The following is a 23,162-nucleotide window of genomic DNA, read 5'->3' as shown; positions in this document are numbered from 1 at the left end:
AATGTTTTAAATAAAGTAATTATTATTTAGTTAAATGTATTTTTCACATACGCTTGGATGGCTTTCGTGTAGCAGGATATGCGTTTCGTGTAACAAATTATATTTAGTGATGATTTTGTCGGAAATTGTAAGAAACTAAACTAAATGATATGATTTCTGATGGCTCGTTTAATCTATTGCTTGCTGTGTTAAAGGAATATGCTATGCCCAGCCCAGCCTTGGTTGTTAAATTGCGACCATTATTACATGAGATGATGGTTGAAAAAGGAGAGATTTTATTACCTACAGGAGTCAAGCATCACTTAGTTTTTTTTATCATCAATGGCGTTTGTATGGAAGCTTTAATGCATCCGGAAACCAATAAGAAAGAAACCAGCTGGATGTGGTTTTCCGGTGATTTTGTTTATGTCTCACCAGGTTTTTTCAGTCAGCAATTCGCTGGGAATAGTGTAGAAGCACTGCAGGAGTGCAGGTTGATTTATATAACCTATATGGATTTTATTTTGCTGCGCCGTAACTATGAAGAACTGGGGCATTTAACAGAATTAATTCGTGACCATTATACTGTGGCTTTAAAACGTCATGCCTTGGATCTAGCCAGCTTAACCAATCAACAGCGATACGATCAGTTTATTGAAAAACATCCTAAAGCCTTACTGACATTGAGCCATAAGCCAATTGCCAGTTTTCTGGGCATTCTCGACAAAGGATTGGGGCGTTATAGTAAAAGGTAGTTCTCTTTTCCACTTTTGTAATGCATACTGCCACATCTGTGGACTTTCTTTTCCCTTCTGCTCCAGAACTTAGTACTGTAAAAGGAATAGGATCATGAAAGCTCAAACGATGATTAAAATTACAGAGGGGATCGGCTATCTGTTTGTTGCGTTATTCGTTTATACCGCATCCAGCAAACTTATGAATTTAACTGCTTTCGAGAAAGTGCTGAGTAGAAGCCCGCTCATTGCAGATTTTAATGAGCTGTTTGCCTGGATAATTCCCTTAATAGAAATCTTAATCGCGGTGCTGTTAATTATTCCCCTTACCAAAAGAATGGGCTTGTATGCTGCATTAGGGTTAATGGTAATTTTTACCGGATATCTGGGGTACATGGTTTTATCGATGGCCGGTCAGGACTTGCCTTGCAGTTGCGGAGGAGTGATTTCATTCCTCAGTTGGCAGCAGCATGTTTGGTTTAACCTGGTGTTTATTGGGCTTGGCATTATTGGCCTGATTGGACATAAAAGAAGAAATTACGCGTGTGATACAGGCCGAAGGCCGTAACCTGTATAAAGAAATATGGCTATTTAATTAACATCCTAAATTTTAAGAAAATGAAAAATTTATTTTACGGCTTGGCAGTTGCAGCAATTGCTTTAGCGACCAGTGCATTTACAAGTATGCCCGATCAAACTGTTGGGAAAGCGACAAGGGTAGGTGGGATTACAGCAAATTATTTGGTACAGCCAGCACCAGGTTATTTCGAACAGTTTTCCATGGGGACGCCAAATAACCTTAATTGTTTAGGTAGCTCTGATAGGCATTGTATTTACCGCGTTACCTCGGCAGGAAAAGATAGTATTCCGGATTTAACCAACTACGAAAAAAGCCAAATAGATAGTTATCTATCAAATGAATGGATCGAACCTGCATCTTTTTCAGTGAATAACAAGGTTTATAATGTTGAATAATGTGGTTTCAGAAAATACAGGGGGATCATAGATCCCTGCTGTATTTTTTTGTTTTAGAGGTTTTTGTTTATTAATTTTTTGAAAGCCAAAACGGTCTCAGGTTTTCCTTTTACAGGTCTCGGCATTGTTGCTGTAATGATGTGCCCATTCTTAGAAATTAAGAACAAAGCAGGGTAGGATTGGACACTAAAATCGCGTATGATAAGATGTTGCTCACCCAATCCACTTGTGAATAAATTGATTTGGTCTTTATCACTGTAAGTTTCTTCATTTACACTTTTCAACCATACTTCTTTGTGTGTGTCGATACTAATAGAAATAAATTCTATGTCTTTGTTTCCACTATAGGACTGGATGATTGGTTTTAGTTCTTTAGCTAAGACAGAACAGCCTAAACATCCAGTGAACCAAAAATCCAATACAAGCAATTTACCTTTAAACTCACTTAAAGACCTAAGCTTTCCATATTGATCATATAATTTAAATTTATAGATAGTGGCTGAGTAATTTTTTAATAGTTGAGACATGGAAGTTTTAAATATATTGGTACCCATTGCTTTGTAAGCCGGTTCTAAGTAAGCGCCTCCATCTTTAAATACCAGATTAATATAAAAAGTTAAAAGAGTTACCTTATCTCTTATGATTCCGTTGTGGTTATTTTGTATCGAATCATAAAGTGCTTTAAATGTATAAGGGACCTTCTGTATACCATTATCTTTTCGGTTAATAAATGAAGTTTCAAATACTGCTTTATCAAATAGAAAATCACAGTACCGAAATGATTTTACGATTACATTTTCATTTAAACCATCTGTTTTTATATCTTTTAACCATTTATCGTAGGTTTGGATAATTATCTTTTTCTTCTCCTCATCCGAATTCGACGCCATCTTAAGTATTACAAGTAACTCAGAGTAATAATAAGCCAGGCAATCTGCCAGCATTAGATTGTAAATTTCAGGGTTTAACTTTGATTTGTACTGATAAATTAGATTCTTTTTTACCTTAAAGACAGAATCTTCTCGGCTCTTTAAAAACTCAAACATTTCTTTATATTTCTTCTGTGCAGCAAACTTATGGTAGTCAGTTCTATCATAGTTTGAATCTGAATTAATGCTTTGCATACAATTGTACTTTTCTGTTTTTCTCCCTTCAAATCGTATGGTTCTTTTTGTGATAATTAACTGTATGTCATCGCCTTTCTCAAAAATGTAAATGGAAGATCCAGTTTCATCAAATGGTTGCAACCTTATTTGACCATCATAGAAACATTTGATTCTTCCATAATTTACATTTGTTGATAACGGGACTTTAATTCGCGTGTTTTTTTTGTTGATTTTAAATTTGTAAAAGTCCTTATCTAAAGTGAGGTTGGTGTTTACATTGTTCTTATGCATCTCAAATTGAATATAAAAATTGTTCAGCATCGAAGAATCCTGAACGATTAAATCAATAACTACAAACCGTTTTGATGATTTACTCTGGGCTTTCAGATGTAATTGGGAAATGAGCATTAGGAAAGTAGCTAATAAGATCAGCTTTGCTTTTTGTATAGAAAAATGGTTCATAAATATAATTTTAATTGGGGTTTTATTTATCGTTGGTTTTGTGCTATGCCACTAAGAGTAACCTCATCATCTGGAATTGGGAACACCCAGCGTGGGTCGTTTGATGGTAGTGTATATCGGGTTCCTAAAAGTGTACGGCTAATTGTAATTTGAGCTCCCTCTTTATTGAGCCTCTTTAAATCATGCCACCTTTGACCTCTAAAAACTAATTCTTTTCTTCGCTCTTGTAGTATGATGTCAAGTGCGTGTGCATTTGAGCTTGCTCTCAATGGGATAAATACTGATTTGTTTGAATAACGGGTAATTAGTAATTCATTAAGCTTGTCCATTGCCAAATTTGGCATTCCATTTCTTACTAGGCATTCCGCTTTTATGAGATAAATTTCATCAGTAGCGAGCCCTGAAAAAGGGTAGGATCCCAAGCCATAGTAGCCCGACTTTTTTGTGTAATAGCCATTTGTTTGATTAAGTAGGAAGAATATGGTTTTACGCAAGTCATTAATGTCGTAAGATTGAACAAGGGAGTTAACTACCTTTGACGGGCTTAAGGAATACGCGGACGTTAATTCATAATTTGGAACTGTGGCCGTATTGTAAATAAGTTCTTCGTTTGTAATACTGAAAGGTCTACTTGCTGTTAAGCTTAAAGTATTGTAGTCGATTAATTTACTGTATAGATTTAAGCACTTATCAGCATAAATTTCTGCCTGAACGTAACTCCTCATTTCTAGATATATCCGAGCGAGCAATGCATAAACTGCTATTCTTGAAGGTCTATTTAGATTTGAAGAGTTCCTTGTTTTAGGTAGCAAGTTTTCAGCACTTGTTAGATCGCTGATGATCTGGTCAAATGTCTTCTGTAAACTGGCTCTTTTCTCCAGCTTATCAATGCCTGATTTTAGTCTTATAGGTATTCCCAGGTCCGTGGTCGCTGTGCTTTCATCATAGGATTTGCAGAAATTGCGAGTAAGATCGTACATGAAATATGCTCTGTTGAACAAAGCCCAACCTTTTAGAAATTGGCCTCTTTCAGATGAATTGCTGTCGGATTTGACCAAACCCTCAAGCACTGCATTGGAATAAAATATGTTTTTAAAAGGGATGTTCCAATCTGGGATTTCTTTCGTACCTCCGTAAATGTCTTTCGCCCATATATACGAATTTTGTTCTGTAATCGATTTATTAGCTAAATCGGCCTCATTGGCCAGAAAATAATCATCGTCTGCTAACTGAGCTAGAGCAGAAGTACCTTGAATATTAGTGTTATCAAGCAAATATTGAAAATCTGATAGTGTGGTAGGGGTGATGATGGTAGTTGTTGGTTTCATTTCCAAAAACTCTGATTTACTGCAGCTGCTTAAAAGAAAAAGTAGCGTGAACAGGTTAATCCATTTTGTGTATTTTTTCATATTAGGTTTGGATTTTTTGTGAATTAAAGATTTGCTTTCAGTCCTACTGAGATCGTTCTTGCCGAAGAAATACTGTGAGGATAATCAGGATCAAGACCTTGTTTATTGGCTTTCCATAAAAGACCAATGTTATGGACCAGCACAAAAAGATTTAAGTTGTTGAATACGAGACCAGGTCTTTTATTTAGCGTGTAACCTAGTCTAATGTCCTGGAGTCGTAGATGATCTCCTTTTTCAATAAGCCCTTCTGAATAAGTATAGATGGCATATCGGATAGGGATATTTGGATAAACTAAAGCAGGAACTTGAGTTTTCAATTCATCACCTGGATTTTGCCACCTGCTTTGGTAGTCAGCCATCTTATATATATTTCCATTAATGGTATAAATGTTATTATCTACAGAACTCCTGCGGAAATAATAACCAAACTTGTAAATAATGTTAAAGGACAGGTCAACATTTTTATAGGTAAAGGTATTCCTTAAACTTCCAAAGGACGTTGGAATAGCAGAGCCACTATATTTCAGATCATTCCTATTTAATGAGTTTCTAATCGCCGTATAATCTGTGCTTCTTTCTCCATTTAAATAGCCTATTGGATTTCCTTTAGTATCCAAACCAGCATATCGGTAACTGAAAATAGAGTAATAAGGATAGCCAATTAATGGGTTATTGTAACCTGTGGAAATCACATCTGAGTTACTTCCATTATTTACATTGTATGCAGTGACCTTACTTTGGCTATAATTGTAAAGTAATGTAGTATACCATTTTAAACTTCCGTTAAGATTGCTGGAGTTGACCTGAATATCTATTCCTTTGGTCATTGTATTTGCTGAATTTCCTGTGAATAAACTGATTCCTGTTTGGGGGGCAATAGGACTAGTGCCAATAAGTTCCAGACCTTTTTTTGTCCAGTAATCAATGCTTCCGTTTATTCTTCCTGCCTTTGTACTAAAATCCAATCCCAGATTTAGGTTTCTTACCCTTTCCCATTTTAGCCCTGGATTTGGTGGGTTAATGATCTCAGTAGAATATGCTCCATATCTGTTGATGAGATCTCCACCTCTGGCGGTTAAATAGGCGGAAATACCTTGGTTCACATTTCCAGTATAACCGTAAGTAGCCCTAAGTTTTAATTGCGATAACCAGCTGATGTTATAAAATGATTCGTTATTAATAATCCATGCCAAACCAGCACTCCAAAGTGGAACTCCTTTCAAATTACTGCTTACCCCAAATAAATTGGATTCGTCTTTACGTGCGGAAATGGAGGCGACGTATTTATTGGCATAAGTATACGACCCATTGATATAGTAAGAGAAAAATCTGTTTGTGTTACCCACTTGGTCCGAATTTGGAGCAATTCTGCCAGTGCTGGAAGGGTTGTAAAAGATCGGGTTCTCATCTCTGAAGTTTACTGAAGCATTCTGATTACTAGCTGTTTCTGGATAATAGCCGTAAAGTGTGCCCCGGCTATTGAAATTATTAAAATCTCTAATTTCTACACCTGCAATGGTATTCACTTGATGTTGATTCCATTGCTTGTCATAGTTCAACTGAACGCGTCCATTATGCGACTTGATATGGTTCAAACTGGTGTTTAATATTCCTCCATAGGGAATAGGGTAGATCAGGTTCTGGTTGAGCGGATCAATTTGCGTGTAGGTATTGATGAGATCACGGGCATAATAAGATGATACTTCGTTTAATGTGTTCGTTTCGCTGATTCCTTTTTCATAACCGTATAAAGCAGCAACTTTTAGCCCTTTTATGATGGTATAACTTAAGGATAAATTGATTCGGTAATCACTGAGGTTGTTACTGGTCGTACTGTAGCTGTTATTTAATTCTTCCAGCGGCTTGTATAACCAGTTCAATAGCCTTCCGTTCCCTGCTTTACTGGCATAAGTGCGACTTAGATTTCTCGCTACGGTTAAAGGATTGCCATCTGAATCGGCTAGCCGATCATAAGGATAGGCCATAGTGATCCCAGGAGTGGATTTGCCGAGGCTACCTGTATAAATGATGTTTGAAAATAATTCGAGCCTGTTTTTTAAAAAGTAATAGGTATTACTGGCATTCAAAGTAACCCGATTATAGCTGCTATTTTTGGTGTTACCCAAATTTGTGTCATATCCTGCGGAAACAAAGTACTTCTGACTACTGCTGCCACCATTTATACTCGCCTGGTACTGCTGATTTACACTTGGCCTATAATAGTATTTTAGCAAATCCTTTCTGGCATCATAACCTTTTAGCGCCTCAATCTGTGTAATGGAATCAGCTTTCGAAATGGTTTTGTTTCTTGCTGCAAGGAAAATCTCTACTCCTGGTGATAATGCGGCATATCCGTTATTGATATTAGCATTATAAGCACCTTTCCTAAATAGGAATTGCTCAATATCCAGATATTCGGATGAGCTCAGTTGCGGCAATTCATAAAGGTCTGGTTTTTCCCCAACAGTAACGTTTGAATTGATGCTCACAGTTGGAGCGGTGTTTAAGCTGCCTTTTTTTGTCGTGATGACAATGACGCCATTTCCTGAGCGGGATCCCCAGGCAGCTGCTGCCGCTGCATCTTTTAATATAGTGATGCTTTCCACATCATTCGGATTGATGTTGTTTAAATCGCCGTCATAAGGGAAATTGTCGACAATAATTAAAGGGTCTGGATTGGAGAATAAGGTTGCTCTTCCCCTGATTTCAATGTTACTCTGTCGGAATTGCTTGTTTCCCGGCGGGGTGAAGATCAATCCACTGGTCACCCCGTTTAACCTGCTCAGAATATCTGTGCTCAGACTCCTGCTGAGTAAAGAATTGTCTATTTGGGTAAAGGATCCTGTGGCTCTTTCCTTTGGAATGTTCTGGAAACCAGTACTGACTACTGCTACTTCTTTCAGTTGATTAGGATCTGATTGTAGTGTGATCGTAATCCAATCAGAATTTTTGAAGGAGGTGATTTCCCGGGTTAGGTAACCAATACAGCTGATAAATAGTACAGAGGGGACAGGAACTGCATTTAAAGTAAACTGGCCGTTCTGATCCGCTGACACATGGATATTTTCAGCTTTTACCCTGATGGTTGCGCCGGGAATTGGCATTCCTTTCTCGTCAAGGATTTTGCCTTTGATAGACTGACTGCTGCTCTGTGTTTTTGCGTTAAAAAAAAGGCAAAGCGTGGCCACTACGACTAATAGTATCGTTTTTTTCATATTAATGATTTAAGTGCTGGATTATTAAATAGAAACTTGCGACTTACATATAATTAAGTCATTGTTTTTTTGATCTAAGGTTACACAGGGGCCTTGATGATATTCTTGAACCTGTTTTTTAAGTAATAAAGGGGATTAAAAATGTATAAACCGGTAATTGCTGCCAGAAAAGGATGGGTAGTGCTTAAAGTGCTGTGGTAATATTTTAAATTCATGACCTGAGGGTTTTAATTGGATAATTTGAAACGTATTTTGATAAATTTTGAACGATTCCATCAGGAGTACTGTTGAAATGGGTTGATTTCTGACCAAACAGAAACTAACAATTCCTGAACGCTCAAGTTGAAAATCTAAAAGAATCATTTAATGGTTGAAAATTGATCTTACAATTTATTGGTGTAAAGTTTATTTTAGTGTAATATTCAACTAATAGTAGTGTTATTTGATGTCTTATTAGTAACTTATGATGAATATAACGATATTATTTTACTTCTTGTTTATATTAACAGGTATTAATTTTAAAAAAGGTGCGACATTTAAAGAATGAAAGATTTATTCAAAAATGATTACGAGATAGTTGGAGAGAATGTAAGAGCCATCCGCAAGGCATTAGGCTTAACTCAAGATGAATTAGCGCAGAGGTGTTCTGTTAATTCCGCCAAAATTAGTAAGATTGAAAATGCCAGAACTGATTATATGTTCTCTACGTTATTGGAAATTTGTGAAGGACTCAAATGCGATTTGATAGATGTCATCGGGAAAAAAGTGGTGGAGCCGCCCATTGTGGAAGAGGAGCCGATGCTTGCAATTGAAGGGCCTAAAATGCTTTTATTAAATTGATTATTAGCGATCTCGTTATTTTAATAGCTGGTGTTGTCTGGATAAATGGTATACTGATCCCTACCCAAATATAAAAGAACCCATTGGGTAGGGCAGGAATGATTTAAATTCATTCTGTATTCCAAAGGAATTTTATCTATAATTACAGCAACTAAATATAATAGGAATCAATTGGCCTCCTCGGCAATGAATTGATCTCTCCATCTTGTAATGCCAAACGATGAAATTTTACCGCCTTATTTTCCTGTCTACCTTTGCTTTCCTGATTTTTTTACAAATCAATACTAAAGCTCAGCTCCCAGTAAAGATGGATGATAAAGTACCTCATCATATCTTTAATTATGGAGAAATTGAGCTACTGGAAGATACTGCTGGAACACTCAGCTTTCAGGACATCTTAAAACCAGATTTGGATAAACAATTCAGTAAAAGTCAAATTTTATCCCAGTAAAAGGTAAAACTGTCTTGAATGCTTTATCCCTGAGAAAACTAAATTAATCTGTGATGTTATTTAGGAACAGCAGATGCTCCATATAAATTTATTGATCCATAAGCTGATACTTTTTCTAAATTTGAACCTTAACCATTTGATATGAATTTGCTTAAACTCAATTTAGTCCTTCTTTTGCTTTTTTGTACTGCTGCTTTATCTGCACAAGAACCGGATACGGCTACTGCAGGACTTTTTAAACAAGATCAACTCAAATTAATAGCTAGTGATTTTAGTTTTACAGAAGGTTGTTCTCCAAACCAGTATGGAGATGTTTTCTTTACAGATCAGCCAAATGATAAAATATGGAAGTACAGCAGGGAAGGTAATTTATCGATATCTCTGGATCAATCTGGTAGAGCTAACGGGACTTATTTTGATTCAAAAGGAAACCTTGTCGTTTGTGCTGATGCTAAAGGAGAACTTTGGGCAATCCATCCCTCTGGAAAAATTAAGGTGCTATTGGCAGATTTCGAAGGTAAACAGTTTAATGGCCCAAATGACCTTTGGATCAATGCTAAAGGAGGAATCTATTTTACGGATCCTCATTACAAGCGCGACTATTGGACCAGAACGGGGACTGATTTAAGCAGTAACGACGTTTATTATCTTCCCAAAGGAGCAAAACAGGCGAGACGTGTGGCTGATGGGATGGTCAGACCAAATGGTATTGTAGGAACTCCGGATGGAAAATATTTATACATCGCCGATATCGGGGCAAATAAAACGTATCAATATTCGATTAAACAAAATGGCGATTTGGCTGACAAACGGTTATTGATGGAATATGGCTCAGACGGAATGACATTAGATGAAAAAGGCAATATTTATCTGACAACCTCAGAAGGGGTGTTAATTTTTAATGCTAAGGGCCTTCGGATAGCCAAGATTAAACTTCCTCATCAACCTAGTAACCTATGTTTTTACGGAAAAGAGAAGAACATGCTGTTCATTACCGCACGTCAGGCAATCTATAGCTTGCCAATGAATGTAAAAGGAATAGAATAATTCCTTCAGAGGTGAAGGATCGATTAAAATGATCGGAAGACATTAACGGTAAAATAATAAACCCGGTAGCTTAAACAGCCGACCGGGTTTTTCGTATATCATGTATTATTGAGGCAGTGTAAAGTGATTAATTCATGTTCAGGCGTTTCTCACAATCCTTGATGAACTTATTACCAAGTTTCTGAACAATCAATTTTAAGCTCCCATGGCGCCCTGTCGCCGAGCAGAAATAGTAATAAGCAATTGTAGCATCATCCAATGCTCCACGATGAGTAGGAGGAAGTGGCTGATCACAATACTTAGTAAATAAGTCAGTAAAAGTGTCTTCTAATCTATTGTCGGATTTTAAAGTGAGGTAACCTCTGGAATCCCTATAGTTCATAGCCGCATTCAATTCTGCAATGAATTGATCATATTTATGCGAAAAGTCAAAATCAGTCTGGTTCATATTTGGTTAGTTTAAATTTCCGGTAATCCCCTAACTTGCTGATTTGTTGCAGTGTTTTGCTGAGGAATTACAATACAATATACTGAGTTTGTTTTATTTTACCTAATTAATTTCAAAGCCTTGCTCACACGCGCCCAGCTGAATTGCGGAACTTCATTTTTAAAGAAAGGGGGCTTCAGACTGATGAAATCATTTATTTTTCTGAAATTTTAAGGCTTTTGTTTATTATTGATAATCTTTGCGATTTGGGGAATCAGTAGCTTTTATCCCCCAGTAAGTAACCCAATTCTAGCTGAGGAAAGCCAACTGCTCATTGTAGGTTGCTGCCGATTGCGTTAAAATACATTTTTGTGGTGTAAATGATTAACCCCTAAAATTAAACACCATGAAGAAAAACTTTTTATTGTCATTAATCTGTCTGATCATAGGCTTCATGTGCAGACCCTCCGCATTTGCACAAAAAGGAAATCCAGCCTTCGGGAATCAAATCTACTTTAACAATTATGCCACGGATGTAAATTCAAAAATGCGAACCCCCAGTACGATTAGTGCGGCTGATACGGCTGTTTATCAGGCCTTCACCATGCTTTCGCCCGATCCTCTTTCTCCTAGTGAAAATAGAGTCCCAAAAAGCCCGATTATGTTGGGTGTAAAATTGAGCCCCAGTTTAACTAATTTTTTTCCAGTGGATGTGAAGTCGATATCGAAATCTTATTCCAGTTATTTAATCTCAGACGGTTCAGAGGCCATATTAATTGCGGTGGGGATCAACAAAGAAAATGTAGGTGATTATCGTTACCGGGTGGTGGAAAATGACAGTGTCGAATTAGTACCCTGGTCTAAAATTCCTGCATTAGCGCAAAATTATGGCGCGAAACAGCCTTATGGATTTATTGGTAAATTTCAATCACCAGGAAAACAGGTGTTCGTAGAGGTGGTCAACATCCATAATTATGGAATTAGGGATGGGGTGATTTTTGATTGGCGCAAAAGTTTTAAACCAGTTCTTCTTCAAATGGGCGTGCTGCAGTCAGAAAGTAAAAATACGCCAACCGCATATTATAATCTCCTGGCAAGAGTACCAAATGCTGGTCTTGCAAGTAAATACGATCCTATAACAAATATTCCTTTAAACTTTGCCTTCCCTGTGGATCGCATTAGTAACATGACTTTGTACTTTAAAAATCATGAAACGGTGATGTACTCCATCTTTTTGATTTGTAAAGTAAAAGGAAGACCAGATACCACCAGGCTTAGGGAAGTTTTTAGGGACGATGTCTTTGAACTGGATAGTAAGTATTATCAGAACCCAGGGAAATATGAAATTCTAATCCAAAGGGCAGGAGACATTGGTTGGTGGCCGGAAAGTCAGATTCTTCGGATTCCATTTGAAGTGAAACCAGCCCCATTAATTGACAGCAAGGTTTCCATTAAACAGATTTTACCTTATTTCTTAGCAGCACTCTCGGGTGTTGCTTTGCTTTTTCTGCTTTATTACAGACGTCACAAGAATAGGTTGGCGCGCGCAGCAAGAGATCAGCAGGTGATGGGGCTAAAACTGAGGTCCATACGTGCACAGTTGAATCCCCATTTCATGTTCAATGCGCTTTCTTCCATTCAAAATCTGATCAATAAGAACAACATCCCCGAGGCAAACTATTACCTGTCGAAATTTGCCGGTTTAACCAGACAGGTGTTAGATAGCGACAAAGAAGAATTAATCAGTCTGGAAGATGAATTGCAATTAATGTCTGATTACCTGCAAATGGAACAGCTTCGTTTTAACTTTCAATATGAAATTCAAGTGGATGAAAGAATCAATCAAGCCAATGTGGAGATCCCCGCGATGTTATTGCAGCCATTTATAGAGAATGCCGTAAAACACGGAATAGCTGGCTTAAAAGGAGAAGGAAGGATTTTAATGACCGTCAGTTTAAAAGAAAATGATCTCGTATTTACGATAACAGACAATGGTAAGGGCTTCGATTTTCAAAAAAAAGCATCCGGTTACGGATTAAAATTAACGGAAGAGTATGTAGCTTTACTTTGTCAGATTTATAAAGAACAACCTACAACATTACACATAGATTCAAATGAAAAAGGGACAACTATTCGCATTCAATTATCAAACTGGAATCCCTAATGATTAACGCAATTATAATTGACGACGAACAGCATAATATTGAAAATATAAAAAACATCATTGATAAGTACAGATCTGATATTCAAATTGTTGCTGTGGCGGAGGATGCCGATGAAGGGATTTCTGCAATTAAAGCCTGTACTCCGGATCTGGTTTTTCTGGACATACAAATGCCTGGTAAATCTGGCTTTGAGGTTTTGAGCAGTTTGCCAGGATTGAATTTTGAGGTGATCTTTATTACTGCTCACGATAAATATGGGATTCAGGCCATCAAGTTTTCCGCGTTAGATTATCTGTTAAAGCCGATTAACATCAAGGAATTTAATGAGGCAATTGATAAAGCAAAGCAAAAGATAAACACAAAAAAGCAGAACCATAATATTGAAAACCTGCTGGAATACCTGAAAGCCGGAAATAAAGAGAGTCCTAAGATTGCCCTGCCCACCTTAAAAGAAATTATGTATGTGCGCATTGCCGATATCATTCGCTGTGAGGCGACCAACAATTACACAAACTTCTTCCTGCAAAATGGAGAGCAGGTACTCGTTTGCAAAACATTAAAAGACTTTGCCGAACTATTACGACCTCACCAATTTGTTAGAACCCATCAATCACATCTGGTAAATATTCAATTTGTGAAAAGCTACCTCAAAGAAGATGGAGGAACCTTATTGCTAAACGATTTACAAAAAGTACCGATTTCCAGACAAAATAGAGAATTGACTAAGAATGCACTGAACTCGGCGCTCACTATTTAATCTTTATTTACCCTTTACTCGATCAATTTTTCTTAGAAATACATCAGATCCCTTGCCAATCTGGTTCAACAAATGGCTAATCGCACAGATATTTTTATTCATCAGCAACTATAACTTTATGATTAATTAGAGAACTAACAAATAATTAATTATACATTTTATAAAATGATGAAGCCAAATTATTTAATTTATCTGCTCCTTTTATCACTTTTTTTGAATACTTCCTGTAGAAAGAAAAATGTGATCGATACCATTGTCGATGTAAACGAAACTACTGATTTTTTGGGTAGCGACTGGGCACTGTATACGCCAGTGAAGAAGATCCATCTGGATGATGATGTCGGACTGAAAACTTATGCCTGGACAACCTACAAATCTGCCTGCTCGCCCGTGATCTGTTCTGATTACAGTTATGATAGCAGCACGTTCACAGAAACATTTCAGATTTTAACAACAAAGTCGAATCGCTCAGAAATCCGGATAGAGGATAATTACAGCACAGGAAGCAGGCAGTTTTCGGGCTATCTTAAATTTGATGCGCCGCTGAATGATGAAAGTCTGATGCAGATTTTTGGCAGTACTTCAGCAAACGCCACACAGCTGATGATTCGTGGTTTTGCCGAGAATGGGGGAACACTGAAAATTTCCAATAGCTCAGTTTTAGCCACAGGCGTATACAATAAAGAGGTTCATGTCAACGTGATTCACTTGCAGGAAGACACTGGAAGCAAGATGATCGTTTATATAGATGGCGAAAAGAAGTTTGAAAAGCTTGATGGCGAAAGTGCGACTAATTATATGAAATACGGATGTTATGGTACCATGAAAACTGGTAAAGCTGTGGTACAATGGAGAGATGTGAAATTTTATAAGAACGGTACAGCGCCCGATTAAATCGCTTCAAAATGGATGCAGCCCTTTACAGGGCTGCTCAATTTAAAGTAAAAATAAAATCTGAAGCAGCGCTATTGCCCACATAGAACTTAAGCGTCGTCTTTGGGCTTTTTAATAATGGGGCATATGGTCCAATGAGGTCCGAAAACTGCATTTTTAAAACGTCCATATCTGTGTCTTCAGGTACACGAATCAATAAATCGCCACCACTTGACCTGATTTTCCAATCCTTAAATGCTTCTTCTGTTTGGAGCATTTTTTTCCATTCTTGTTGGTACTTGCTCATGATTGTGATTCCTCTTTTATTTTCATTCTGTGGTCTAATCCCCATTGCGCAATATGTTCTGTTAGGGGAACTACAGTTTTACCATATTCAGTAATGGCATAACTCACGGTGATAGGGCGAGTGTCCTGAGGGCTTCTACTCACCAGGCCATTGAGTTCCAGTGCGTGCAGCTCTTTAGTCAGCATCTTAGCAGAAATGTTTTCAATCTCGCGCTCGATCTTTTTGAAAGTATTGTTTTCATCCAGTCTGCCATTTAAATACCGTAGGATCCTGAGCCGCCATTTGCCGCCTAAAACATCGAATGTATCGTTTATAGCAAGCCTTTCCTGTGCACAGGTCGCCTCTGTTGTGATGCCTTTTTCCTTAACGGTTGCCATAATGGTTTTAACTAAGCGATGAGTTACCTCGGGTTAACCCATAGCAAAAATAAGCTTTTCAGGAATAATTTTGTACTTATGAAACAGGATAAAATGAAAGCAATTGTCTTAAAAGGATTCGGTGGTGCCGAGAATTTTGAATTTACCGAGGATATAACCATTCCAAAAGTTGGCCCGGAAGACGTTTTAGTGAAGATTGAAGCCACGGCATTCAATCCAATAGATTATCAAATGAGAAAAGGGATGCCGGAAAGCAATCGGATACATTCTCCTGTTTTAGGCAGGGAGTTTTCAGGCATTGTAATCAGTGCTGGCGCTGCGGTTACTCGATTTAGTCCGGGACAAGCGGTATTTGCTGGATCTGGCAGTATGGGTTCTAATGGCACCTACGCAGCCTATATTGTAGTTCCAGAAAGCATCCTGGCCCTAAAACCCAGGAACATTAGTTTTCAGGAAGCCGCCGCTGTTCCCGTAGTTTATTTAACAGCGCTTCAGATCCTAGACCGTTTGCCGCTTGATCCAACAACCAGTATTCTGCTGACAGGAGCCGCCGGTGGGGTTGGGCTATCCCTGATGAAATTGTTGATTGCTGGCGGACATATCAATCTGGTACTTACTGTTGGAAATTCTAAAAGTCAGGATGTCCTTATTGCTAACGGAGCATCAGCATCGCAAATTGTCGATTACCATAGTGAAGATTTGGCACAGCTGATCCTGACAAAAAATCAAGGAAAACTTTTTGACGTTTGCATTGATCTGGTAGGCCTGGAAATGTCGGAATTATGTGCTCAGGTGATCCGAGTAAATGGCAGCTACGCAGATGTAACGGCCTTCGAAACTGCAAAAGCCCGGTCTGATTTCTTTGATAAAGGAGCGACAGTATACCATATCTCAAACTATGCGTACTCCCTTTCTGGTAATTTCAAATGGTATGGAGCTCAATTAGGTCGAATCGCAGAAATGATCGAAAAAAGAATTATTACCGCGCCTCCAATTTTGCTTTTTGAATCATTTAGTACCCAGTCTGTTGCAGATGCCCATCGCATTCTGGAAGAAAATAATACGAATGGAAAAAAAATAGTGATGAATATCTGCTGAAAAAATAGATGACAATTGGCCATGAAAACTAGATTTTTGATACTGCATAGGCTTTTTTAGGACAATACATCTTTTTGAGACAAACAAACAAGACATAAAGTAAAGTTTATTTTACTTTATGTCTTGTTTGTTTGATGTGAATGTTTTATGTTTATTAAAAAAACGCTATATGAAAAATCATCTTTTGTTACCCAGTAAGTACAAGGTATTTGGCTGGATTCTTTTTTTAGTATCCGCAGTATTATACATTTATTGCTGTTCTATTTATCCTAGTATGCATGATGGTAAAAATTTAGGTATCCCTGGCTTTACCTGGAGTTATCCAAGTCTGTTTACTTTTGGAGATAATGAACTGACGACGGCAATATTTTCCAGTGGTGTATTGATGGGCTTATTGATGATCTGTTTCTCTAAGGAAAAAAATGAAGACGAATATATTTCCTTAATTAGATTACGGTCCTGGCAATGGGCAGTGCTAGTTTATTTTGGTATTTTATTTTTCGTGAATTTATTGGTTTATGGAATGGAGTTTTCAATTTTTGCATTGTATAATGTGCTCACCATATTTATTGTATTCATTGTTAAATTTTATTACAGTTTATTTAAGTTAAGTAGAGAAAGGTTGGTCGATGAAAAATAATATGCGGGTCCTGAGAGCGATAAAGAACATCACCCAGGCAGAACTTAGTGAATTGATACAGGTTTCCAGACAAACCATCAACACCATCGAATCCGGTAAATACGTGCCTTCCACAGTACTCGCGTTAAAAATGGCCAAAGTATTCAATGTTACTGTTGAGGAGATTTTTGAATTGGAGCCAGAAGATTAGATATATTAATTCCGGAATTATAATCGTGTTTCTTTTTTAAAAAGCCATTTGAATCACCGATAAGATCACGATCTTTAGCCGCTATGAAGGATTCTGTTTTTGAAATTCAGTTAAAAGTGAGAGATTACGAATGTGATATCCAGGGTGTGGTGAACAATGCCGTGTACCAATCTTATTTAGAGCACGCCCGACATGAATATCTGCTTTCTAAATCGCAGTGCTTTAAAGAACTCACCGCGCAAGGAATTCTGTTAATGGTAGCCCGTATTGAGATGGATTTTAAAAGACCACTCAGCAGTACCGATGTGTTTGCAGTTCAGCTTAGAACGGAACGTCAAGGCGTAAAATTGGTGTTTTTCCAGGAAATCATCCGAATCTCTGATCAGGCATTATGTCTGAAAGCGAAGGTCGATGTGATCGCAAAAGTAGGTGATAAACTGAGCCGGGGAGAGGTCTTTGATGCCTTGGATATCTAAAACTGATGTAGAAACTGCCATAAATATTCAGTAAGGCCGCCTGCAAAGGCGCCCTTACTGTCAGCTCCGGAAATGACTAAAGCGCTGACCGTACATTTTTGATGATCTTTTACACCAGATTTTGATAAGCACAATTTCCTTTGTGATACAATGCTTTAATCGTCGATTGTCGCGCTACTGCTTCTGCAGAGCAGCTAGCCTCTACTAAGTTGAAATTTGCCTGATCACCTGGTTTTGGCCATTGCTGGTTGCCCTGTTCATCTAAAGGCAGCACATTATTCGTCGCAATTTTCAGACATCTGGAAAGTTCCAGCTCTGTGGAATAACCATAAAGCTGTGCCATCAAATTCGCTTTTTGTAGCATACTGCCAGTCCCAAATGGACTCCAATGGTCTACTACGCTATCCGTACCAGTCATGACAGACACACCATGTTTGTATAAAGTAGGAATTGGCATGATCAAGCCGCCAAAAGGAATAGTGGAAATGATCCCAATGCTGGCAGCCGCCAATTGTTCGCAAGTCTCTTCCAGCACTTTACCCTGGATTTTCCCCAATGCAAAGCAATGACTAAGGAATGTTTTTCCTTTAAGTTCCGGACTTTCATTTACCTTTTTAATCAGATATTGAACAGTCTTAAAACCACTTTCTCCAGACTCATGTAAATGGATGTCAATCCCGCGTTTGTAATCCAGCGCCAGCTGTACCGTAAAATCTATGGATTTCTCGATATTACCATCAATGTTTTGCGGGTCTAATCCACCGATAAAATCAATGTCCATCTGAGCAGCTTCCCGCATTAAGCCTTCGGATTTTGATTTGAAAAGTCCATGCTGAGGAAAAGCAACAATTTCCACTCCAAAGCTTCCCTTCTTGTTCTCAATAGCTTTATAAAGATGCTTTAAAGAATTCAATTGAGAAGTTGGTTCAATATTCACATGACTTCTGGCAAAATCAGTTCCCTTGGATTGCAGTAATTCAATGAGACTTTCAGCGCGGGCTGTGGAAGTCTTTAGCATTTCCGGCAGAATCTTCTCCTCTAATGAAATCATGTCCTGCACAGATCGCTGACGTTTGGAAGTTGCCTTCCATTTTCCCCCATAATAGGTCTTGTCCAAATGAATGTGCATATCTTTCATGGCAGGTAACAAGAGGTATCCTTTCGCATCTATTGCTCCCTTTATATGGCTATTTGGTCCGATAGACTTGATTTTTCCATCTTCAACCACCATAGAGAATAAAGCAGTTTTGGTGCCGGTGATTTCGAAATCGTCGCGCTCAAACCCAGTTTCCAGCAATACATTTTTAAAAATTAATGGCTTTGAAGAAGGTAAGCGGTCTGGTGTTTCCATAGCATAAGTTGAATTAGGAATAGCGCTGGCGGCGATGCCATATCCAATTGCGCCCATTGTTTGTTGTATGAATTTTTTACGTGTCAGCTCTTGATGAATCATGTGTATTGATAAAAATGATAAGGACAAAGGTAAAGGGTCCATCCTGAATTTGCAGGTAAAAATTTGATTGGAAAGACCCTGAAGAAATAAAAGGTATTAATGATTTTTTTATAGGTATTCTGATTAAAAATTGTATTTATTTTTCAATTGAAACAGAATTTTGATCTAAATAGAAGTATTTCTTTCTTATTTTAGAGAAAAATCGACTATTAATTAGTTTTTTGATGTTTTTAATCGTATTTTGTTTAAATTTATTGGTTCATTATTCTGAATGAAATGAATAGATTGAATGATTCTCTGAATAATCACTCTTTTTTCTCATAAAATCCCATTTCATTGATAAAATGCGCGTGTTTTTGTGGTTAAACTTCGCTGAACAGAAGTGTTCTTCAATACTTCCCTGTAATTTCTTTATTGATTCTATGATTATATTCGGCCAGTGTTTGGCCAAAACTACTGAGGCGCGTCCTGAAAAGCCTTAAAAGAGTAAGGAATTTAAATCATTAATCCCTATTATGAAAAATTTAGAATTGAAAAACCTAGGTGTTCAAGAAATGAACACAGTTGAAATGACAAAAGTTGAAGGTGGTGGTATCATCGGTGGTATCTTAGACAGCCTTTTGACATCTGTATCAGGTACTTTAAACACTTTAGGTGCTGATACTTCGGCATTCCTTACCAAAACATTGAATAATGTGATGAAATTCGTTTGGAGCCTATAAAAAATTGAATTACAATCGGTATTCTGCTTGCAGAATGCCGATTGCTAATACAAATCAAGCATGGCTATTTCTACCTATTCTACCGAAACTATATCTGAGACTTCAATTGTCTACCGTTCACAAATTAATAAGTCTTCCCAAATCATTTATCAGGTAACCGTCCTGGTTATCCTCCTCACTTTTGCCGCATTACCATTTATTAAAACCCCAATCAGTGTGCAAGGAAATGGGATGCTGCAATCCGCTCTTGAAAAAACAGAACTGGCTATCCCAATTAACGGGCGCCTGGTTAAATACCGTCTTTCCGACAATAAAAAAGTGGAGCAGGGCGATGTCCTTCTAGTCATCGACGCAGGACTACCAAGTCAGCAGAGCGCATTAGTGAATACGCGGGAAGGACAGCTGCGTCAATTTCTGACAGACATATCCAGTTTACTGGCATTCAATAGCCTGGAAAGATCTAATTCACCAAACCTGCACACAGGGCAGTATAATGCTTCCTGGCAGCAGTTCGTGCAAGAACTGGATAATGCCGGTATTGCAAAGCGACAAGCGGCAAATACTTTTTCCCGCTACCATAAATTATATCAGACGAAGTCGATCACCGACGCCGAACATGATAAATATAAATATGAATATGAGCAAGCCGAATCCATGTATGAAATGGTTCGGACAAAATATAAAACGCAGTGGCAAACAGAAGCCAATGAATACCGAAATGAACTGCGGCAGCTTTCCGGGCAGCAGGCAGAACTTGCCGAGCAGAAAAAACAATACACTTTAAGAGCACCAATAGGCGGATCGGTACAAAACCTCGTCGGCATGCAGAATGGCGCTTATGTTTTTGCCAACCAAAAGATCGGAGAAATTTCCCCAGATGCAAGCCTAACCGCCTTTTGCTACATTAAACCAGCAGATATCGGGCTGATTAAAAAAGGCCAGGAAGTCCGGTTTCAGATCGATGCCTATAATTATAACCAATGGGGATCAGCATCGGGAAAAGTCATCGATATTTCTGACGATATCGTCATCATAAACGGAAATCAACCCGTATTTAAAGTGAAATGCGGCCTTGATCAGGACCACCTCAAATTGAAGAACGGTTATAAAGGTTATTTAAAAAAAGGGATGAATTTTACCGCCCGTTTTACAGTCACCAGTCGCAGTCTATATCAGTTACTTTACGATAAAGTGGACGACTGGGTGAATCCTAATGTAAGCGGAAAGACAATTTAAGCAATGAGTATCAAAGTAAAACAACGGGACATCACCGATTGCGGGGCAGCTTGTTTAGCTTCAATTGCATCACATTATAAGTTAGATCTGCCAGTGGCCAGAATCAGGCAATTTGCTGGTACAGATAAAAAAGGAACCAATGTGCTGGGAATGGTAGAAGCCGCCCAAAAACTAGGCTTTGAGGCTAAAGGCGTAAAAGGCCCCTTTGATAGCCTGTTCAAAATCCCAAAACCGGCAGTAGCACACTTGATTGTCAAGGAAGTGCTGCAGCATTATGTGGTCATCTATAAAGTGACCAGTAAATATGTAGAAGTCATGGATCCTATCGACGGACAAATGCACCGCCGCAGCCATGAAGAATTTAAAAAGGAGTGGACTGGTGCCCTGGTACTGCTGCTGCCATCAGAGGATTTTCAAACAGGAAATGAGAAAGGATCCATCGCTGGTCGCTTCTGGAGCCTGATTAAGCCACATAAAGGAATTTTATTACAAGCCTTATTTGGTGCAATAGTCTATACCATCCTAGGCCTTTCTACTTCTGTTTTTGTACAGAAACTGGTGGATTTTGTATTGGTAGATGGTAACCGGAACCTGCTCAACCTGATGAGTATAGGTATGGTGATTATCCTTGCCATCCAGCTCTTTATCGGCACAGCCAAAACAATTTTTACGCTCAAGACCGGGCAGATGATTGATGCGCAGCTGATTTTGGGGTATTACAAGCATTTACTGCGATTGCCACAGCAGTTTTTCGATACCATGCGTGTCGGAGAAATTGTTTCCAGGATCAATGACGCCGTAAAAATAAGGACCTTTCTGAACGATGTCAGCATCAATTTCCTAGTCAATATTTTCATTGTCGTGTTTTCATTTATCATGATGTTTACCTACTACTGGAAACTCGCATTGCTGATGCTGGCGGTAATTCCACTGTACCTGCTCATCTATTTGATAACCGATAAACTGAATAAGAAAGCGCAAAGAACTTTGATGGAAGACGCTGCAGAACTGGAATCTCAATTGGTAGAAAGTTTGAACGCAGTTGGAACGATTAAAAGATTCGGACTGGAATCCTTCGCTAATGAAAAAACAGAAATCCGCTTTGTAAAACTGCTTAAAGATAGTTTTAAGTCGAACATGAACTCCGTGTTTTCGGGTACTTCTTCTGAACTGACCTCCCGTTTACTCACCATTATCTTATTATGGGTAGGTGCGGGTTATGTAATCGACAGCAAGATTACACCCGGAGAACTCTTGTCCTTTTATACCTTGATCGGATATTTTACCGGCCCGGTTTCCTCCCTGATCGGGATGAATAAAACGGTGCAGGATGCCGTGATTGCAGCAGATAGGCTGTTCGAAATCATGGACCTGGAACGTGAAAGTGAGGAAAGTCAGATTGAACTAAGTCCAGATAAAATAGGAGACATCCATTTCGAAGATGTTTCCTTCCGTTATGGCACTAGGATCGCTGTTTTCGAGCATTTAAATTTAACCATCCCATCTGGTAAATTTACCGCAATCGTAGGGGAAAGCGGCTCTGGAAAATCAACGCTAATGTCGATCCTGCAAAACATTTATCCCATTCAAAGTGGCAATGTCAGTATTGGTCAATACGACCTGAAATACATCAGCAATTCCTCTCTGCGCAGATTGGTAGCTGTGGTACCGCAGCAAATAGATTTATTTGCAGGAAATGTAATTGAAAACATTGCCATAGGCGATTATGAACCTGACCTGCAAAAGATCATCGACATTTGTACGCAATTAGGTCTGATTGGTTTTATAGAATCTTTGCCTAAAGGTTTTCAGACTTACCTGGGAGAGAATGGAGCCAGTCTTTCCGGCGGACAAAGACAGCGGATTGCCATCGCAAGAGCGCTGTATCGAGAGCCGGAAATTCTGATCCTGGATGAAGCCACTTCTTCGCTCGATTCTGCTGCTGAAAAGTATGTACAGAAAATGATCGATATACTGAAAGGAAAAGATAAAACAGTAATCGTGATTGCCCACCGCTTAAGCACACTCAGCAATGCGGATAAAATCATTGTGCTCGATAAAGGATTAGTAGTAGAAGAGGGGAGCCATCAGGAATTAAGGCACAATCCAAATTCTGCTTATGCGAACCTATGGAAACTGCAGGTGCCGGAAGAGGTGTAATTCCTATCCAGAAGATATTGAAATACAAAAGGCAGTACCATTGATGAAAATGATACTGCCTTT

At 38.4% G+C, this 23,162-nt stretch carries 24 protein-coding genes; 16 read left to right on the top strand and 8 right to left on the bottom strand.

What is annotated here, in order from left to right:
* Window positions 1-149: 149 nt before the first annotated feature.
* The 3 genes from K7X70_RS09085 to K7X70_RS09075 all read left to right on the top strand — a co-directional run bounded on the left by K7X70_RS09085 (window position 150) and on the right by K7X70_RS09075 (window position 1,688).
* Window positions 150-734, top strand: a complete 585-nt coding sequence (locus K7X70_RS09085) for a Crp/Fnr family transcriptional regulator (protein WP_222536755.1) — start codon at window positions 150-152, stop codon at window positions 732-734.
* A gap of 94 nt (window positions 735-828) precedes the next feature.
* A complete protein-coding gene (locus tag K7X70_RS09080) occupies window positions 829-1,281 on the top strand; it encodes a MauE/DoxX family redox-associated membrane protein (protein ID WP_222536754.1) in 453 nt (150 codons plus the stop codon).
* 50 nt (window positions 1,282-1,331) lie between these two features.
* Complete coding sequence (locus K7X70_RS09075; RefSeq protein ID WP_222536753.1) at window positions 1,332-1,688, top strand: hypothetical protein; 357 nt, start codon at window positions 1,332-1,334, stop codon at window positions 1,686-1,688.
* Between the two features lie 53 nt (window positions 1,689-1,741).
* Here K7X70_RS09075 and K7X70_RS09070 read toward each other — a convergent pair whose 3' ends face one another.
* The 4 genes from K7X70_RS09070 to K7X70_RS24405 all read right to left on the bottom strand — a co-directional run bounded on the left by K7X70_RS09070 (window position 1,742) and on the right by K7X70_RS24405 (window position 8,095).
* Window positions 1,742-3,256 (bottom strand): TlpA family protein disulfide reductase, encoded by a 1,515-nt coding sequence (locus K7X70_RS09070; RefSeq protein ID WP_222536752.1) that lies wholly within the window; start codon window positions 3,254-3,256, stop codon window positions 1,742-1,744.
* Window positions 3,257-3,282: 26 nt separating this feature from the next.
* Window positions 3,283-4,665 (bottom strand): RagB/SusD family nutrient uptake outer membrane protein, encoded by a 1,383-nt coding sequence (locus K7X70_RS09065; RefSeq protein WP_222536751.1) that lies wholly within the window; start codon window positions 4,663-4,665, stop codon window positions 3,283-3,285.
* A gap of 23 nt (window positions 4,666-4,688) precedes the next feature.
* Entirely contained in the window at window positions 4,689-7,880 is a 3,192-nt protein-coding gene (locus K7X70_RS09060) for a SusC/RagA family TonB-linked outer membrane protein (protein WP_222536750.1), read from the bottom strand.
* 80 nt (window positions 7,881-7,960) lie between these two features.
* Window positions 7,961-8,095, bottom strand: coding sequence for a hypothetical protein (locus K7X70_RS24405; protein ID WP_255607026.1), 135 nt, complete (start codon window positions 8,093-8,095; stop codon window positions 7,961-7,963).
* A 328-nt stretch (window positions 8,096-8,423) separates the two neighbouring features.
* Between K7X70_RS24405 and K7X70_RS09055 the strand changes: the two genes are divergently transcribed.
* The 3 genes from K7X70_RS09055 to K7X70_RS09045 all read left to right on the top strand — a co-directional run bounded on the left by K7X70_RS09055 (window position 8,424) and on the right by K7X70_RS09045 (window position 10,218).
* Complete coding sequence (locus K7X70_RS09055) at window positions 8,424-8,720, top strand: helix-turn-helix domain-containing protein (protein ID WP_222536749.1); 297 nt, start codon at window positions 8,424-8,426, stop codon at window positions 8,718-8,720.
* Window positions 8,721-8,940: 220 nt separating this feature from the next.
* The gene (locus K7X70_RS09050) at window positions 8,941-9,171 is read left to right on the top strand and encodes a hypothetical protein (protein WP_222536748.1); all 231 of its coding nucleotides are present in this window, start codon (window positions 8,941-8,943) and stop codon (window positions 9,169-9,171) included.
* Window positions 9,172-9,312: 141 nt separating this feature from the next.
* A complete protein-coding gene (locus tag K7X70_RS09045) occupies window positions 9,313-10,218 on the top strand; it encodes an SMP-30/gluconolactonase/LRE family protein (RefSeq protein WP_222536747.1) in 906 nt (301 codons plus the stop codon).
* A gap of 127 nt (window positions 10,219-10,345) precedes the next feature.
* Here the strand turns inward: K7X70_RS09045 and K7X70_RS09040 are convergent, their stop codons facing one another.
* Complete coding sequence (locus K7X70_RS09040) at window positions 10,346-10,666, bottom strand: hypothetical protein (protein ID WP_222536746.1); 321 nt, start codon at window positions 10,664-10,666, stop codon at window positions 10,346-10,348.
* Between the two features lie 385 nt (window positions 10,667-11,051).
* Between K7X70_RS09040 and K7X70_RS09035 the strand changes: the two genes are divergently transcribed.
* The 3 genes from K7X70_RS09035 (at window position 11,052) to K7X70_RS09025 (ending at window position 14,461) form a co-directional block, all read left to right on the top strand.
* Complete coding sequence (locus tag K7X70_RS09035; protein WP_222536745.1) at window positions 11,052-12,809, top strand: sensor histidine kinase; 1,758 nt, start codon at window positions 11,052-11,054, stop codon at window positions 12,807-12,809.
* On the top strand, window positions 12,809-13,567 hold the full coding sequence (locus K7X70_RS09030; protein ID WP_222536744.1) for a LytR/AlgR family response regulator transcription factor: 759 nt from the start codon (window positions 12,809-12,811) through the stop codon (window positions 13,565-13,567). Before K7X70_RS09035 ends, K7X70_RS09030 begins: the two co-directional genes overlap by 1 nt.
* 213 nt (window positions 13,568-13,780) lie before the next feature.
* A complete protein-coding gene (locus tag K7X70_RS09025) occupies window positions 13,781-14,461 on the top strand; it encodes a polysaccharide lyase family 7 protein (RefSeq protein ID WP_222536743.1) in 681 nt (226 codons plus the stop codon).
* A gap of 37 nt (window positions 14,462-14,498) precedes the next feature.
* Here the strand turns inward: K7X70_RS09025 and K7X70_RS09020 are convergent, their stop codons facing one another.
* Together K7X70_RS09020 and K7X70_RS09015 are read right to left on the bottom strand one after the other, a co-directional pair.
* Window positions 14,499-14,747 (bottom strand): hypothetical protein, encoded by a 249-nt coding sequence (locus K7X70_RS09020; protein ID WP_222536742.1) that lies wholly within the window; start codon window positions 14,745-14,747, stop codon window positions 14,499-14,501.
* Window positions 14,744-15,124 (bottom strand): winged helix-turn-helix transcriptional regulator, encoded by a 381-nt coding sequence (locus tag K7X70_RS09015; protein ID WP_222536741.1) that lies wholly within the window; start codon window positions 15,122-15,124, stop codon window positions 14,744-14,746. The genes K7X70_RS09020 and K7X70_RS09015 overlap by 4 nt, the downstream gene beginning before the upstream one ends.
* A 78-nt stretch (window positions 15,125-15,202) precedes the next feature.
* On the opposite strand from K7X70_RS09015, the gene K7X70_RS09010 reads away from it, so the two are divergent.
* The 4 genes from K7X70_RS09010 (at window position 15,203) to K7X70_RS08995 (ending at window position 17,528) form a co-directional block, all read left to right on the top strand.
* Window positions 15,203-16,222: an NADP-dependent oxidoreductase gene (locus tag K7X70_RS09010; protein ID WP_222536740.1), complete on the top strand. Its 1,020-nt coding sequence runs from the start codon at window positions 15,203-15,205 to the stop codon at window positions 16,220-16,222.
* 169 nt (window positions 16,223-16,391) lie between these two features.
* Window positions 16,392-16,862, top strand: coding sequence for a hypothetical protein (locus tag K7X70_RS09005; RefSeq protein WP_222536739.1), 471 nt, complete (start codon window positions 16,392-16,394; stop codon window positions 16,860-16,862).
* Window positions 16,852-17,052: a helix-turn-helix transcriptional regulator gene (locus K7X70_RS09000; protein WP_222536738.1), complete on the top strand. Its 201-nt coding sequence runs from the start codon at window positions 16,852-16,854 to the stop codon at window positions 17,050-17,052. Before K7X70_RS09005 ends, K7X70_RS09000 begins: the two co-directional genes overlap by 11 nt.
* Window positions 17,053-17,135: 83 nt before the next feature.
* Window positions 17,136-17,528 carry an acyl-CoA thioesterase gene (locus K7X70_RS08995; RefSeq protein WP_222536737.1) on the top strand — a complete coding sequence of 131 codons (393 nt, stop codon included), beginning with the start codon at window positions 17,136-17,138 and terminating at the stop codon, window positions 17,526-17,528.
* Window positions 17,529-17,637: 109 nt separating this feature from the next.
* Here the strand turns inward: K7X70_RS08995 and K7X70_RS08990 are convergent, their stop codons facing one another.
* Window positions 17,638-18,981, bottom strand: a complete 1,344-nt coding sequence (locus K7X70_RS08990; protein WP_255607025.1) for an amidohydrolase — start codon at window positions 18,979-18,981, stop codon at window positions 17,638-17,640.
* 515 nt (window positions 18,982-19,496) lie between these two features.
* On the opposite strand from K7X70_RS08990, the gene K7X70_RS08985 reads away from it, so the two are divergent.
* The 3 genes from K7X70_RS08985 to K7X70_RS08975 are packed head-to-tail and all read left to right on the top strand — an operon-like array spanning window position 19,497 to window position 23,099.
* The gene (locus K7X70_RS08985; RefSeq protein ID WP_222536736.1) at window positions 19,497-19,703 is read left to right on the top strand and encodes a hypothetical protein; all 207 of its coding nucleotides are present in this window, start codon (window positions 19,497-19,499) and stop codon (window positions 19,701-19,703) included.
* A 60-nt stretch (window positions 19,704-19,763) separates the two neighbouring features.
* Window positions 19,764-20,939: an HlyD family secretion protein gene (locus K7X70_RS08980; RefSeq protein WP_222536735.1), complete on the top strand. Its 1,176-nt coding sequence runs from the start codon at window positions 19,764-19,766 to the stop codon at window positions 20,937-20,939.
* A gap of 3 nt (window positions 20,940-20,942) precedes the next feature.
* Window positions 20,943-23,099, top strand: a complete 2,157-nt coding sequence (locus K7X70_RS08975; RefSeq protein ID WP_222536734.1) for a peptidase domain-containing ABC transporter — start codon at window positions 20,943-20,945, stop codon at window positions 23,097-23,099.
* Window positions 23,100-23,162 lie beyond the last annotated feature (63 nt).

It is taken from the genome of Pedobacter polysacchareus, assembly GCF_019802255.1.
Classification (GTDB): Bacteria; Bacteroidota; Bacteroidia; order Sphingobacteriales; family Sphingobacteriaceae; genus Pedobacter; species Pedobacter polysacchareus.
Note: the sequence above shows the minus strand (reverse complement) of the source record. Positions and strands in the feature narration are given on the sequence as shown.